Raw genomic sequence first — 15,005 nt, 5'->3', positions numbered from 1 at the left:
ATGCAAATTCATGTGGTACAGCAAGGACAGACATTGACACAGATCGCTCAATTATATGGGTCTTCTGTTACTGATATAACCGAGGCGAACGAACTGCCCAACCCGAATAATCTAGTTGTAGGCCAGGCTATGGTCATCCCGATTGTCGGCAGTTTTTACTTTGTCCAGCCAGGTGACAGCCTATGGGCGATTTCAAGAAGGTTTGGTATCACTCCACAGGAACTCGCAAGGATCAACGGCATCTCAGTCAACCAGCCTCTTTCAGTTGGTTTTCGCCTTTATATTCCGCAGCGTCCAAAAACAAACGCGGAATTCAATGCTTACGTAGAACCTCGTGGGAACACAGTTGCGCCTGCACTGGAAACAGCAGCACGGGAGGCTGCCCCATATTTAACATACCTTGCGCCGTTCAGCTTCCAGGCTTTGCGGGACGGTTCGTTGAAGGAACCGCTGTTGAACAATTTCCCGGCCATTGCAGAGGCAAACAATAATATTTTGATGATGGTCATCACCAATCAGGAAAACGACCAGTTCAGCGATGAACTCGGACGTATCATCTTGAATGACATGGCTGTCCAGGACAAATTCCTGAACAATATCGTTGCCACCGCTAAAAAATACGGATTCCGCGATATCCATTTTGATTTTGAATTCCTTCGTCCAGAAGACCGTGAAGCCTATAATGCCTTCCTGAGAAAAGCACGGGATCGTTTTAAACAGGAGGGCTGGTTTATTTCCACCGCCCTCGCCCCAAAAACAAGTGCAGCTCAAACGGGGCCCTGGTATACTGCACATGACTACAAATCACATGGAGAGATTGTCGATTTTGTCGTCATCATGACATATGAATGGGGCTATAGCGGCGGACCTGCACAGGCAGTATCGCCAATTGGTCCTGTTCGTGAGGTTTTGGAGTATGCCATCAGTGAAATGCCATCACAAAAAGTCATGATGGGCCAGAATCTTTATGGTTATGATTGGACTCTTCCATTTGTTCAGGGGACAATCGCCAAGGCGGTCAGTCCTCAACAGGCAATCCAGATCGCAGCTGACAATAATGTACCAATCCAATACGACACCAGGGCGCAGGCGCCGACTTTCCGATATACAGCGCCAGATGGAAAGCAGCATGAAGTCTGGTTCGAGGACGCAAGGTCCATCCAGGCAAAATTCGATTTGATAAAGGAATTGAACCTGAGAGGAATGAGCTACTGGAAGCTCGGACTTTCCTTCCCGCAGAACTGGCTGCTCATCCAGGATAATTTTAATGTCGTAAAAAGATAAAATTTTCTGTTAAAATAATTTTACACATTCCGATAATAAATGACAGGCGCAGTATTTATGCGGCTGTCTTCTTTTTTGCTAAAATTGCCTCTTAATATTCCATACCCATATCATACTTTGGTGTGATAAAATGGACTTTGCGTGATTTAACTGACAGAAATGTAAAAAAGAGATAGATACAACAGAGAGGGAGGACATGTTGTGGAAGGAACACCTTTTATAACGGTTGAGGGACCGATTGGGATCGGGAAAACATCACTGGCCCGCGCCATATCCGAACGGTTTCAATTTGCACTTTTAAAGGAAATTGTCGATGAGAATCCATTTTTGGGGAAGTTCTACGATAACATAGAAGAATGGAGTTTCCAGACAGAAATGTTTTTCCTCTGCAATCGATATAAGCAGCTTGGAGATATTAATGAACATTACCTCAGCAAAAACAAGCCTGTCGTTGCTGATTACCATATCATGAAAAACCTCATCTTCGCACAGCGTACCTTAAACGATCAGGAGTATAAAAAATACCTAGATATTTATCAAATCCTGACAAAAGATATGCCTAAGCCGAATGTCATCATTTATTTGAATGCAAGTCTCGATACATTGCTGAAACGCATCAAGATGCGTGGCCGCGAAGTCGAAAAAAACATCAGCCCTTTATATTTAGAGCAATTATCTCTTGATTACGAACAAGCAATGCTGCAATTCGAGCAAGACCACCCTGAGATCCCAGTCCTCCGTTTCAGCGGCGATGACCTGGATTTCGTTAAAAATGAAGAAGATCTTCAGCTGATCATTGACCAGCTAACCGCATCATTAAGAAAAAGGAGCGTACAACCATGAATCTAAGAACAAAATATGACATCCCAGCAAATGCGGTCATCACGATTGCTGGTACTGTGGGAGTCGGTAAATCGACGATGACAAATGCGCTGGCGGATGCCCTTCGGTTCCGTACATCCTTTGAAAAAGTAGATACAAACCCATACCTCGATAAGTTCTATGCTGATTTCGAACGCTGGAGCTTCCACCTGCAAATCTACTTCCTTGCAGAGCGCTTCAAGGAGCAAAAAAGGATCTTCGAATACGGCGGCGGCTTTATCCAGGATCGTTCGATTTATGAAGATACAGGCATCTTCGCTAAAATGCATTATGAAAAAGGCACAATGTCACCTGTGGATTACGAAACATACAAAAGCCTTTTTGAAGCAATGGTCATGACCCCATACTTCCCGCATCCAGATTTGCTGATCTACCTTGAGGGTTCAATTGACGATATTCTTGAACGCATCAAGCTAAGAGGACGTCCGATGGAACAGCAAACACCGATTACGTATTGGGAAGAAATGCATGCACGTTATGAAAATTGGATCAATAACTTCAACGCATGCCCTGTCCTGCGTTTGAACATCAATGATTACGACTTGTTCAATAACCCGGAATCAATTGAACCGATTGTGGAGAAAATCGCTACACATATTAGACAAACTCAATTATTGAAAAAATAAAACCGCCATTTGGCGGTTTTTTGTTATCTATATATACTGCAGCTTGACCACTATCGTTATGTCGGAGGATTTTATAAACCCAAAGTGAGCGAAAAGTTCTCATAAGGGTACATAGAACTCATCTATATGACCAATTCATGCGGAAAACTCTCAAAAGGGCACATAGAACTCTTCTATATGACCAAATCATGTGGAAAACTCCCAAATGGGCACATAGAACTCTTCTATATGACCAAATCAAGTGGAAAACTCCCAAATGGTCACATAGAACTCTTCTATATGACCAAATCAAGTGGAAAACTCCCAAAAGGGCACATAGAACTCTTCTATATGACCAATTCATGCGGAAAACTCTCAAAAGGGCACATAGAACTCTTCTATATGACCAATTCATGTGAAAAACTCTCAAAAGGGCACATAGAACTCTTCTATATGACCAAATCATGTGGAAAGCTCCCAAATGGGCACATAGAACTTTTCTATAAGACCGAATTGAGCGATAAAATTCTTAATGGGCATATAGAAATATACTTTTACCCTTCTTAAAAGAAAATATAAAAAAACCCGCTACGTCCATAACGGGTTTCTTTACACAATCTCCAAATTGTTTTTATGCGTTAATGCTTTAATATTAAAATTATGGAGGAGGTAGAGGGATTCGAACCCCCGCGCGGTGTTACCCGCCTGTCGGTTTTCAAGACCGATCCCTTCAGCCAGACTTGGGTATACCTCCGAGACAAGAAATATAATATCACGTATTCGAAAACGAGTCAACACTTCTTTTGAATTTTTTATAAGGGCAGGAATGAATCCTGCCCAAATGTTAAATTATTTAGGAGCAATAACTTCCCGGTTGCCCATATATGGACGCAATGCCTCTGGAATGACGACACTTCCATCAGCCTGCTGATAATTTTCCAGGATTGCGGCTACTGTACGGCCAATTGCAAGACCAGATCCGTTCAGTGTGTGCACATGCTCTGGTTTAGCCTTAGCTTCACGGCGGAAACGGATATTCGCACGTCTAGCCTGGAAGCCTTCAAAGTTACTGCAAGAAGAGATTTCCCGGTAAGTGCCATAGCTTGGAATCCAAACTTCAATATCGTATTTCTTAGCAGCTGTAAATCCAAGGTCTGCAGAGCACATGCTCAGCACGCGGTAAGGAAGGCCTAATAGCTGAAGCACTTTTTCAGCATGTCCAGTCAGCTTCTCCAGCTCTTCATAAGAGTCTTCCGGTTTTACGAACTTAACAAGCTCTACTTTGTTGAACTGATGCTGACGGATCAAACCGCGAGTATCTCTTCCTGCAGATCCTGCCTCTGAACGGAAGCATGCACTATAGGCTGCATAGTTGATTGGCAATTCCTCTCCGCTCAGGATTTCATCGCGGTGCATATTTGTAACAGGAACTTCTGCTGTCGGAATCAAGAAATAATCTTCGCTCTCGATTCGGAATGCATCTTCTTCAAACTTAGGAAGCTGGCCTGTTCCAGTCATACTTGCACGGTTAACCATGTATGGTGGAAGAACTTCTGTGTAGCCATGCTCGTCGACATGAAGATCAAGCATGAAGCTCATCAAGGCGCGCTCAAGGCGTGCTCCCAATCCCTTGTAAAATACAAAACGGCTGCCGGTTACTTTTCCAGCACGTTCAAAATCAAGGATTTTCAAATGATCGGCGATATCCCAGTGCGGCTTCGCTTCGAATTCAAAATCGCGGATTTCTCCCCATGTGCGAACCTCTACATTATCATCTTCAGTTTCTCCAACAGGTACACTCTCATGAGGGATATTCGGGATGCTGAGCATCAAGGCTTCCAATTCTTCCTCAACCTCTCGCAACTGGTCATCCAAAACCTTGATCTTATCCCCAACTTCACGCATTTCAGCAATCAAGTGGTCAGCGTCCTGCTTTTCACGCTTCAATTGCGCAACCTGCTGGGACACTTCATTTCTTCTGCTCTTCAGCTGTTCAGCATCAAGAATTAATTCCCTGCGCCTCACATCCAGATCCTCAAACTTGCCAAAGTCGGTCATGTCTTCCCCACGGTGCTGAAGCTTTTGTTTTACTTCTTCAAAATTCGCTCTTAAATACTTTACGTCTAACACTGAGATTTCCTCCCTTTTACCTGAAATAAAAAAGCCTTTGATAAAATAAAAAACTCCCGTCCCCAAAAAGGGACGAGAGTTAACCCGCGTTGCCACCCTAGTTGAAAGCAAAAATGCTTTCCACTCATAAAATAACGGTTTTTACCGAAAGTATTTACTTGCCAATCAGGCGTTCCATACTCTGCTCGAGGGCGGATTCATTTGCTCCAGACACCGGTTCGCACCAACCACCGGCTCTCTTTGGAATGGACACAAGCTACTAATCCCTCTCATAGCTTTTTTACTATCAAATTTTAATTCATAATTTACTACAATTATGTTCAGCATGCAAGCGGTTTATGCAAAATTTTTACTCTTTGTCTCCTCGACCATTTTTACAAAAAAGTTCATGAGTCGATAATCATCGGTCAATTCAGGATGGAAGGAACAGCCTAAGAACTGTCCGTCACGAGCAGCAACAATCCTGTCATTATGCTTGGCCAGCACTTCGACATTCTCGCCAGCTTCCACAATATGCGGGGCACGGATAAAGACGGCAGAAAAATCCTCTGCCACTCCGGCAATTGCAATGTCAGCTTCAAAGCTTTCTCGCTGGCGGCCAAAAGAGTTGCGCTCCACTTTCACATCCATGACACCGATATGCGGCGCATCGTAGCCAACGAGATCATTCGCAAGCAGAATCAATCCGGCACAGGTTCCGAACATCGGCTTACCATCTGCAGCAAACTTCTTTAACTCTTCCATGAAGCCATACTTATCAATAAGACGGCGGATTGTAGTGCTTTCTCCGCCGGGAATGATCAGGCCATCGACTTCTGATAGCTCTTCTGGACGCTTAATGACAGTGCCTTCAGCTCCAGATGCTTCGATTGCCCATATATGCTCTCGCACAGCACCTTGAAGGCCAAGTACTCCTATTTTCACCATAGCTATCCCCTTACCAGCCGCGGTCCTGCATGCGGGCTTCAGGTGCCAATGATGAGATTTCCATACCCTTCATCGGGATGCCAAGACCTTTCGAAACGTTCGCAATCAGTTCATAATCCTGATAATGAGTAGTCGCTTCGACAATTGCTTTTGCAAACTTCGCAGGATTATCCGATTTGAAGATGCCAGAGCCTACGAATACTCCATCAGCACCTAGCTGCATCATCAATGCCGCATCTGCTGGAGTTGCAACGCCGCCGGCAGCAAAGTTCACAACCGGAAGGCGTCCAAGCTGCTTGATTTCAAGCAGAAGCTCGTACGGAGCTCCTAGAAGCTTTGCTTCGGTCATAAGCTCATCCATGTCCATGGCGACAACCTTTCGCACCTGAGCGTTCACCTTGCGGATATGACGTACCGCCTCAACGATATTGCCTGTGCCTGGCTCTCCCTTGGTACGAAGCATGGAAGCCCCTTCGCCGATCCTTCTCGCTGCTTCGCCAAGATCACGGCAACCGCATACGAATGGAACTGTATAATCTCTTTTATTTAAGTGGAATTCTTCATCTGCCGGAGTCAGAACTTCACTCTCATCGATATAGTCAACACCCATCGCTTCAAGCACGCGTGCTTCTACGATGTGACCAATTCGTGCTTTTGCCATAACGGGAATTGTGACAGCACCCATTACCTCTTCAGTGATACGTGGGTCAGCCATTCTTGCTACGCCGCCTGCCGCGCGGATATCCGATGGAACACGTTCCAGGGCCATTACGGCAACTGCGCCGGCCTCTTCTGCGATCTTCGCCTGTTCAGCATTCACAACGTCCATGATGACGCCGCCCTTTTGCATTTCTGCCATACCGCGTTTAACTCGATCAGTACCTGTCTTCATTCTTTTTCCCCCTTGTCCCTATAAAAGGATTACTATGTAAGCACTTGAAAATAACTGGAAAACCATACTTGTTTAGTCGGAATTCAGTTACCCCTACTGAAAATAAACAATAAAAAAGGTTTCCTGTCAAGACAGGAAACCAAACATTCTTTATATTACAACTTAATTAAAACCAACCCTTAACCGTGTCAGCCACTCCGCCAAATAGATCTCCAAAGAAACCGCCGATACCGCGCATCATTAGCACGAACCAGTTCGCTTTTTCGACACTTTCAGCTGCGACAACTGGAACCTGGATTTGCTTTTGTCCCTCTTCAGATAAAAAGCTGATGCTCTCTTCCTTTTTGGACTTTACAGTCATATAGCCAACCTGTTCGCCTTTTTTAATTGGTGCAGTCAGTTCGCCATTTTCATTAAGCTTCTTTTTATCCAGTACGAGAATCGGTTCATATTCATCCTTTTCACCATTTCTGATGGTCATTGTAATGGCATCTTTAGACTGAATCTTTACGCTGTCTTCCTTCCCTTTCGTTACCGGAAGGTTTTTTTTGCCTTTAATCTGATGGTTCTCTTTTACAAGCTCTTCTTCTGTAAAATTACTGAAAGCAAAATCAAGGACTTTACGCGTTTCAGCAAAACGGCTGTCCTTAGAGTCCGCCTTCATGATAACAGAAATGAATCTTTGGTCATTTCTCATTGCAGTAGCAGTAAAACCATATCCTGCAAAATCAGTCGAACCAGTTTTCAGCCCGTCTACACCATCATACTGGTAGATAAGGCCTGGAAGCATCCAGTTAAAGTTTTTATATTCACGTCCGTCACGGAATTTCAAAGATGGCATTTTTGCTGTATCCAGAACCTCTGGGTAATCGTTCAACAGACGGTAAGCCAGTTTCGCCAGTGAACGCGCAGACATAACGTTTTCCTCATCCGGGTTTCCAGCAGGATGATTGCCCAGCAAATCAGAGTTATTCAAACCTGATGAGTTGACGAATTTATAATCCTTCAAACCAAGCTCAGCAGCTTTCTTGTTCATCTTCTCAACATGGTTCTTCTCAGTTCCTGAAAGAACCTCAGCAAGTGCGACGGTCGCTGCATTCCCAGAATGGATGGCCATCGCTTCATATAACTCTTTTACTGTATAATCTTCACCTTGAGTCAGTCCTACATTGGATAGGCCAGGTGCAGCGGATAGCTTGTGGACATACTCATTGATTTTTACCTTCTGGCCCCACTTAAGCTTTCCTTCTTTGACCGCTTCAAGGACCATATATTCAGTCATCATTTTAGCCATTGATGCAACGCCAAGGACCACATCGGAATTTTTCTCATATAAGACTCTTCCTGTATCCGCGTCAATTAGCATTGCCGCTTCAGCATCGATCCCTAATTGTCCCTCAGCTGCTTCTGCTTCCATTGAAAATCCAGAAAACATAGTTGTAATCGTTAAAATGAATGCTGCAAAGAACATTGAAAGCTGTTTCTGTTTACGATTCAAGACGACTTTCCCTCCAAAATTTTATAAAATATCTATGAAACTTTCATATTTTTTGACCACAAAAAAATCACACCCGTTTAGTTTACCATAAAAAAAACGAAAAAAATAGACAGAGAATAGTCACTCTGTCTATTGAAAAATAAGGAAAAAACAGCTGATATACAGGAAAAAAGTCGTAGTCCCTGCCTGTTTTCCAAATATAAATTTAGCTCATGGAGTAATTTGGTGCTTCCTTCGTGATCTGGACATCATGCGGATGACTCTCTCTTAGTCCTGCTCCAGTCATTTTGATGAATTGGGCGTTCTCCCTTAATTCTTCAAGATTGGCAGTGCCGCAATATCCCATACCTGAGCGAATCCCGCCGACAAGCTGATAGATTGTATCTGTAAGAGGCCCTTTATAAGGGATTCTTCCTTCAATGCCTTCCGGAACGAACTTCTTATTATCTTCCTGGAAATAACGGTCTTTAGAGCCTTTTTCCATTGCCCCAACTGAGCCCATTCCACGATAAACTTTAAAGCGTCTTCCCTGGTAGATTTCTGTTTCCCCTGGACTTTCACTTACACCTGCAAGCAAACTTCCGAGCATGACGGCATGCCCACCAGCAGCAAGAGCTTTGACGATGTCTCCTGAATATTTAATACCGCCATCTGCAATGATTGATTTGCCATGCTTGCGTGCTTCTGTCGCACAATCATATACAGCGGTAATTTGCGGAACGCCGACACCTGCTACAACCCTCGTTGTACAGATAGATCCAGGCCCAATGCCGACCTTGACAATATCCGCCCCTGCCTCTATCAAGTCTCTTGTTGCTTCTGCAGTCGCAACATTACCGGCAATAATATTCAGTTCCGGATAGCTTTCCCGGATTTGCTTAACAGTTTCAATGACACCCTTTGAGTGGCCATGCGCTGTATCGACAACAATGACGTCTACATGGGACTTCACAAGCATCTCGACACGTTTCATCGTATCAGCTGTTACACCCACTGCAGCACCGCACAGCAAGCGGCCTTGCGCATCTTTCGAAGAGTTCGGGAACTCGATCACTTTTTCAATATCCTTGATGGTAATGAGCCCTTTCAGTACGCCTTCGTCATTTACTAGTGGGAGTTTTTCAATCTTATGGCGCTGAAGGATCTTCTCTGCTTCTTCAAGGGTAGTTCCCACAGAAGCGGTCACCAAATCCGTTTTCGTCATGACTTCTTCGATTTTAATGGAATAATCCTGGATAAAACGCATATCACGGTTCGTAATGATTCCTACGAGCTTTTGCTCTTCCTCGTTATTGACGATTGGGACACCAGAAATGCGGTATTTCCCCATCAAATGTTCAGCATCAAACACTTGATGCTCAGGAGTTAAAAAGAACGGATCGGTAATGACTCCACTTTCAGAACGTTTTACTTTATCGACCTGGTCAGCCTGCTGCTCTATGGACATGTTTTTATGTATGATACCAAGTCCGCCCTGCCTGGCAATTGAAATAGCCAGTTCAGATTCTGTTACAGTATCCATGCCGGCACTGATGATTGGCATATTCAATCTCAAAGTCTCCGTCAGATTTACCTTCAGGCTCACGTCCTTTGGTAATACCTCGGATTTGGCAGGCACTAACAGCACATCATCAAACGTTAATCCTTCTTTTGCAAATTTACTTTCCCACATAGTAAAATGACCCCCTTTAAGAAAATATTATTTGTAGGTTATCAATTGGTTAAAATACTGTCAAGAAGGTTATTATTTGTTTGATTTTTCAAATAACTTGGAGGTTTTTCATGTGTCTACGTCTTATAAGGAATGGAATAGTTACACTCTCTTTTTTTCAGCAGAGTATTCACAAGCCTATCTGAAAAAATGCTACCGTAAAATTAACATCGACCAGCCTGACATGAAAAGCTTCGAAAACTGTTATCCCTTTATGTATTATCTCGAACATGGGAAGATTTACTATGAACAGGCAGAAAAGTCTCCGCTGGCCATCCAGCCAATCCTGCTCTTTTACGGACTTGTCCATTTAATAAAAGCATGTATCCTGACAGTTGAACCTGATTACCCTGAAACTACTTCTGTATTAGCTCATGGAGTTTCAACAAGGAAACGAAAAAAACAACAATACAGCTTTACGGATGATGAAGTAAAGTTCCAGAAGAATGGACTATTCTCACTTATGGCAGAAAAGATGTTCCACATGAAACAATTGGAAGGGGAAAAAGCAACAATGGGTGATGTATTAGAGCTGATCCCAGAATTAGCCGGCATCTATTCTGATCTAAGAGGAAAGCAAATTTTCGAAGTTATCACAGCTGCCGGGACAGGTTTTTCGCTGCCTAAATCAATAATCGACCATTTCCATATGACTGAGAACCGATTTAAGGAATTCTTTCAAACAAAATCCTCTATCCCTGTTTCTTTTGTTGAGGATCCTAGCCATATCAGGTTTGAAGGAAACTTAAGCGAAGCCTCAGAACCGCTCCCATTAAAATATAATCTTGAAGAGCAGCATTATGTATTCCCCTTAAATAAAGGTGATTTATTTCTTTTTCCAGAGCTGCTGCTGCACTACCTACTGTTATATAATCTTGGGATGATTGCGCGCTATGAAACAGAATGGTGGAGTGAGCTAATCAAGATGATGCCCAATGAAGACTATCCATTAATTCAGTCCTTTTTACAATCAACATTGAAAAAAGGACCTTACTTAATTTACCAGTATCTGGTGAATAAGTAATAGCATCAAGGGTTGGAGTATCTCAAGCCATTGCTGCGATGATAGATATGTTTAGATAAGCTGGTATCGGGAATTTCATTTATATGAAAAGTGAATAACCGGGGAGGTTTTAATATGGATAGAAAAAAACTAATGATGACAACTGTTGCTCTAGGTGCAGCATACTTACTAAAAGACCAAAAGTCACGCACGAAGGTAATGGATCAATTACAATCCCTTGGGAAGAAAGTGAAGAAGTAAAGAACAAGACCCTTTGATGAATTCAGAGGGTCTTTTAATTGAGGTTAATAAAACGGAAACGAGAACTTAAGGGGTGTCTTCCTGTAAACTTATCTGAAGGTGCTTCAGGTTCGGACAGCTTTTGGGGTTCTTCCGGTAATCTTGTCAGAAGTTGCTTCTACTTCTGACAGCTTTTGGGGTTCTTCCATCAATCTTGTCCGAAGGTACTTCTACTTCTGACAGCTTTTGGGGTTCTTCCATCAATCTTGTCCGAAGGTACTTCTACTTCTGACAGCTTTTGGGGTTCTTCCATCAATCTTATCCAAAGTTGCTCCTTCTTCTGACAGCTTTTTTGCGCTTTTCCTCTAAACTTGTCCAAAGTTACTCCTTCTTCTGACAGCTTTTCGTACTTTTCCTTCAGGCTTGTCTGAAGTAGCCATTGCTTCTCCCCGGGTGTTACTAATTATTCTAGTTTCCTATCCCTTTCTCACTTCCATTTGTTCTATCGACTTTTCTACAAACAAAAAAAGAACAGCCATTACAGCTGTTCTTTCGTGTGCCCGGCGGCGTCCTACTCTCACAGGGGGAAACCCCCAACTACCATCGGCGCTGAGAAGCTTAACTTCCGTGTTCGGTATGGGAACGGGTGTGACCTTCTCGCCATCGCCACCAGACTATTTGATTGAGGTTGTTTGCACCCTCAAAACTAGATAATTGTAAGAAGAAAACAAGAGAAACGAGTAATCTATTTGGTTAAGTCCTCGAACGATTAGTATCAGTCAGCTCCACACGTCACCGCGCTTCCACCTCTGACCTATCAACCTGATCATCTTTCAGGGTTCTTACTAGCTTGCGCTATGGGAAATCTCATCTTGAGGGGGGCTTCATGCTTAGATGCTTTCAGCACTTATCCCGTCCGCACATAGCTACCCAGCGATGCCTTTGGCAAGACAACTGGTACACCAGCGGTGCGTCCATCCCGGTCCTCTCGTACTAAGGACAGCTCCTCTCAAATTTCCTGCGCCCACGACGGATAGGGACCGAACTGTCTCACGACGTTCTGAACCCAGCTCGCGTACCGCTTTAATGGGCGAACAGCCCAACCCTTGGGACCGACTACAGCCCCAGGATGCGATGAGCCGACATCGAGGTGCCAAACCTCCCCGTCGATGTGGACTCTTGGGGGAGATAAGCCTGTTATCCCCGGGGTAGCTTTTATCCGTTGAGCGATGGCCCTTCCATGCGGAACCACCGGATCACTAAGCCCGACTTTCGTCCCTGCTCGACTTGTAGGTCTCGCAGTCAAGCTCCCTTGTGCCTTTACACTCTGCGAATGATTTCCAACCATTCTGAGGGAACCTTTGGGCGCCTCCGTTACTCTTTAGGAGGCGACCGCCCCAGTCAAACTGCCCACCTGACACTGTCTCCCGCCCCGATCAGGGGCGTGGGTTAGAATTTCAATACAGCCAGGGTAGTATCCCACCGACGCCTCCACCGAAGCTGGCGCTCCGGTTTCTCAGGCTCCTACCTATCCTGTACAAGCTGTACCAAAATTCAATATCAGGCTACAGTAAAGCTCCACGGGGTCTTTCCGTCCTGTCGCGGGTAACCTGCATCTTCACAGGTACTATAATTTCACCGAGTCTCTCGTTGAGACAGTGCCCAGATCGTTACGCCTTTCGTGCGGGTCGGAACTTACCCGACAAGGAATTTCGCTACCTTAGGACCGTTATAGTTACGGCCGCCGTTTACTGGGGCTTCGATTCAGAGCTTCGCGTGAGCTAACCCCTCCTCTTAACCTTCCAGCACCGGGCAGGCGTCAGCCCCTATACTTCGCCTTGCGGCTTCGCAGAGACCTGTGTTTTTGCTAAACAGTCGCCTGGGCCTATTCACTGCGGCTCATCTAGGCTATTCACCCAAATGAGCACCCCTTCTCCCGAAGTTACGGGGTCATTTTGCCGAGTTCCTTAACGAGAGTTCTCTCGCTCACCTTAGGATTCTCTCCTCGCCTACCTGTGTCGGTTTGCGGTACGGGCACCTTTTATCTCGCTAGAGGCTTTTCTTGGCAGTGTGGAATCAGGAACTTCGGTACTATATTTCCCTCGCTGTCACAGCTCAGCCTTCACGCAAGCGGGATTTGCCTCACTTGCAGCCTAACTGCTTAGACGCGCATATCCGACAGCGCGCTTACCCTATCCTACTGCGTCCCCCCATTGCTCAAACGATAAAGAGGTGGTACAGGAATATCAACCTGTTGTCCATCGCCTACGCCTTTCGGCCTCGGCTTAGGTCCCGACTAACCCTGAGAGGACGAGCCTTCCTCAGGAAACCTTAGGCATTCGGTGGATGGGATTCTCACCCATCTTTCGCTACTCATACCGGCATTCTCACTTCTAAGCGCTCCACCAGTCCTTACGGTCTGACTTCAACGCCCTTAGAACGCTCTCCTACCACTGACATCTAAGATGTCAATCCACAGCTTCGGTGATACGTTTAGCCCCGGTACATTTTCGGCGCAGAGTCACTCGACCAGTGAGCTATTACGCACTCTTTAAATGGTGGCTGCTTCTAAGCCAACATCCTGGTTGTCTAAGCAACTCCACATCCTTTTCCACTTAACGTATACTTTGGGACCTTAGCTGGTGGTCTGGGCTGTTTCCCTTTTGACTACGGATCTTATCACTCGCAGTCTGACTCCCACGGATAAGTCTTTGGCATTCGGAGTTTGTCTGAATTCGGTAACCCGATGAGGGCCCCTAGTCCAAACAGTGCTCTACCTCCAAGACTCTTACAACGTGAGGCTAGCCCTAAAGCTATTTCGGAGAGAACCAGCTATCTCCAAGTTCGATTGGAATTTCTCCGCTACCCACACCTCATCCCCGCACTTTTCAACGTGCGTGGGTTCGGGCCTCCAGTTGGTGTTACCCAACCTTCACCCTGGACATGGGTAGATCACCTGGTTTCGGGTCTACGACCACATACTCATTCGCCCTATTCAGACTCGCTTTCGCTGCGGCTCCGTCTTCTCAACTTAACCTTGCATGTAATCGTAACTCGCCGGTTCATTCTACAAAAGGCACGCCATCACCCATGAACGGGCTCTGACTACTTGTAGGCACACGGTTTCAGGATCTCTTTCACTCCCCTTCCGGGGTGCTTTTCACCTTTCCCTCACGGTACTGGTTCACTATCGGTCACTAGGGAGTATTTAGCCTTGGGAGATGGTCCTCCCAGCTTCCGACGGGATTTCTCGTGTCCCGCCGTACTCAGGATCCACTCAGGAGGGAACGAAGTTTCAACTACAGGGTTTTTACCTTCTCTGACGGGCCTTTCCAGACCACTTCATCTACCCCGTTCCTTTGTAACTCCATGTTGAGTGTCCTACAACCCCAAGAGGCAAGCCTCTTGGTTTGGGCTATGTCCCGTTTCGCTCGCCGCTACTCAGGGAATCGCGTTTGCTTTCTCTTCCTCCGGGTACTTAGATGTTTCAGTTCCCCGGGTCTGCCTTCAATACCCTATGTATTCAGGTAAAGATACTGTTCCATTACGAACAGTGGGTTTCCCCATTCGGAAATCTCCGGATCAAAGCTTACTTACAGCTCCCCGAAGCATATCGGTGTTAGTCCCGTCCTTCATCGGCTCCTAGTGCCAAGGCATCCACCGTGCGCCCTTTCTAACTTAACCTAAAAGGTCATTTCTCTATTGAATAGAGAGAAAAACTAAAATGGCGATCACTCGGTTTTTTCTTGGTTCTTCTTACTTACGATTATCTAGTTTTCAAGGAACAAAAAAGCTTTGAGGGAATTGCTCCCTCAAAACTAAACAAACAAGCG

At 45.1% G+C, this 15,005-nt stretch carries 11 protein-coding genes, 1 tRNA gene, 2 rRNA genes and 1 other annotated feature; of the genes, 6 read left to right on the top strand and 8 right to left on the bottom strand.

What is annotated here, in order from left to right; genetic code table 11:
• From CD004_RS22325 to CD004_RS23955, 4 genes are all read left to right on the top strand, one after another.
• On the top strand, nt 1-1,284 hold the full coding sequence (locus CD004_RS22325) for a glycoside hydrolase family 18 protein (RefSeq protein ID WP_102264769.1): 1,284 nt from the start codon (nt 1-3) through the stop codon (nt 1,282-1,284).
• A gap of 201 nt (nt 1,285-1,485) precedes the next feature.
• On the top strand, nt 1,486-2,127 hold the full coding sequence (locus CD004_RS22320; RefSeq protein WP_102264768.1) for a deoxynucleoside kinase: 642 nt from the start codon (nt 1,486-1,488) through the stop codon (nt 2,125-2,127).
• On the top strand, nt 2,124-2,792 hold the full coding sequence (locus tag CD004_RS22315) for a deoxynucleoside kinase (RefSeq protein ID WP_102264767.1): 669 nt from the start codon (nt 2,124-2,126) through the stop codon (nt 2,790-2,792). The genes CD004_RS22320 and CD004_RS22315 overlap by 4 nt, the downstream gene beginning before the upstream one ends.
• Before the next feature lie 126 nt (nt 2,793-2,918).
• On the top strand, nt 2,919-3,338 hold the full coding sequence (locus CD004_RS23955; protein WP_158651621.1) for a hypothetical protein: 420 nt from the start codon (nt 2,919-2,921) through the stop codon (nt 3,336-3,338).
• A 94-nt stretch (nt 3,339-3,432) separates the two neighbouring features.
• Here CD004_RS23955 and CD004_RS22305 read toward each other — a convergent pair.
• The 6 genes from CD004_RS22305 to guaB form a co-directional block, all read right to left on the bottom strand.
• Nucleotides 3,433-3,525: transfer RNA gene (locus CD004_RS22305), tRNA-Ser, on the bottom strand.
• A gap of 95 nt (nt 3,526-3,620) precedes the next feature.
• On the bottom strand, nt 3,621-4,901 hold the full coding sequence (serS, locus tag CD004_RS22300; protein WP_102264765.1) for a serine--tRNA ligase: 1,281 nt from the start codon (nt 4,899-4,901) through the stop codon (nt 3,621-3,623).
• Between the two features lie 65 nt (nt 4,902-4,966).
• Nucleotides 4,967-5,183 (bottom strand) — a binding site (T-box leader).
• A 54-nt stretch (nt 5,184-5,237) separates the two neighbouring features.
• Entirely contained in the window at nt 5,238-5,828 is a 591-nt protein-coding gene (gene pdxT / locus CD004_RS22295) for a pyridoxal 5'-phosphate synthase glutaminase subunit PdxT (RefSeq protein ID WP_102264764.1), read from the bottom strand.
• Nucleotides 5,829-5,838: 10 nt separating this feature from the next.
• Nucleotides 5,839-6,720, bottom strand: coding sequence for a pyridoxal 5'-phosphate synthase lyase subunit PdxS (pdxS, locus tag CD004_RS22290; RefSeq protein WP_102264763.1), 882 nt, complete (start codon nt 6,718-6,720; stop codon nt 5,839-5,841).
• 166 nt (nt 6,721-6,886) lie between these two features.
• A complete protein-coding gene (locus tag CD004_RS22285) occupies nt 6,887-8,191 on the bottom strand; it encodes a serine hydrolase (protein WP_102265209.1) in 1,305 nt (434 codons plus the stop codon).
• 232 nt (nt 8,192-8,423) lie between these two features.
• The gene (guaB, locus tag CD004_RS22280) at nt 8,424-9,890 is read right to left on the bottom strand and encodes an IMP dehydrogenase (RefSeq protein WP_102264762.1); all 1,467 of its coding nucleotides are present in this window, start codon (nt 9,888-9,890) and stop codon (nt 8,424-8,426) included.
• Between the two features lie 112 nt (nt 9,891-10,002).
• On the opposite strand from guaB, the gene CD004_RS22275 reads away from it, so the two are divergent.
• Together CD004_RS22275 and CD004_RS24550 are read left to right on the top strand one after the other, a co-directional pair.
• Nucleotides 10,003-10,953, top strand: coding sequence for a YaaC family protein (locus CD004_RS22275; RefSeq protein ID WP_102264761.1), 951 nt, complete (start codon nt 10,003-10,005; stop codon nt 10,951-10,953).
• Nucleotides 10,954-11,067: 114 nt separating this feature from the next.
• Nucleotides 11,068-11,193 (top strand): hypothetical protein, encoded by a 126-nt coding sequence (locus CD004_RS24550; RefSeq protein WP_264191095.1) that lies wholly within the window; start codon nt 11,068-11,070, stop codon nt 11,191-11,193.
• Between the two features lie 537 nt (nt 11,194-11,730).
• Here CD004_RS24550 and rrf read toward each other — a convergent pair.
• Together rrf and CD004_RS22265 are read right to left on the bottom strand one after the other, a co-directional pair.
• Nucleotides 11,731-11,846 (bottom strand): 5S ribosomal RNA (gene rrf, locus CD004_RS22270).
• 75 nt (nt 11,847-11,921) lie between these two features.
• Nucleotides 11,922-14,856, bottom strand: a 23S ribosomal RNA gene (locus CD004_RS22265).
• Between the last annotated feature and the right edge of the window lie 149 nt (nt 14,857-15,005).

It is taken from the genome of Mesobacillus jeotgali, from assembly GCF_002874535.1.
Classification (GTDB): domain Bacteria; phylum Bacillota; class Bacilli; order Bacillales; family Cytobacillaceae; genus Mesobacillus; species Mesobacillus jeotgali.
This window is presented reverse-complemented; position numbering and strand designations above follow the sequence as displayed.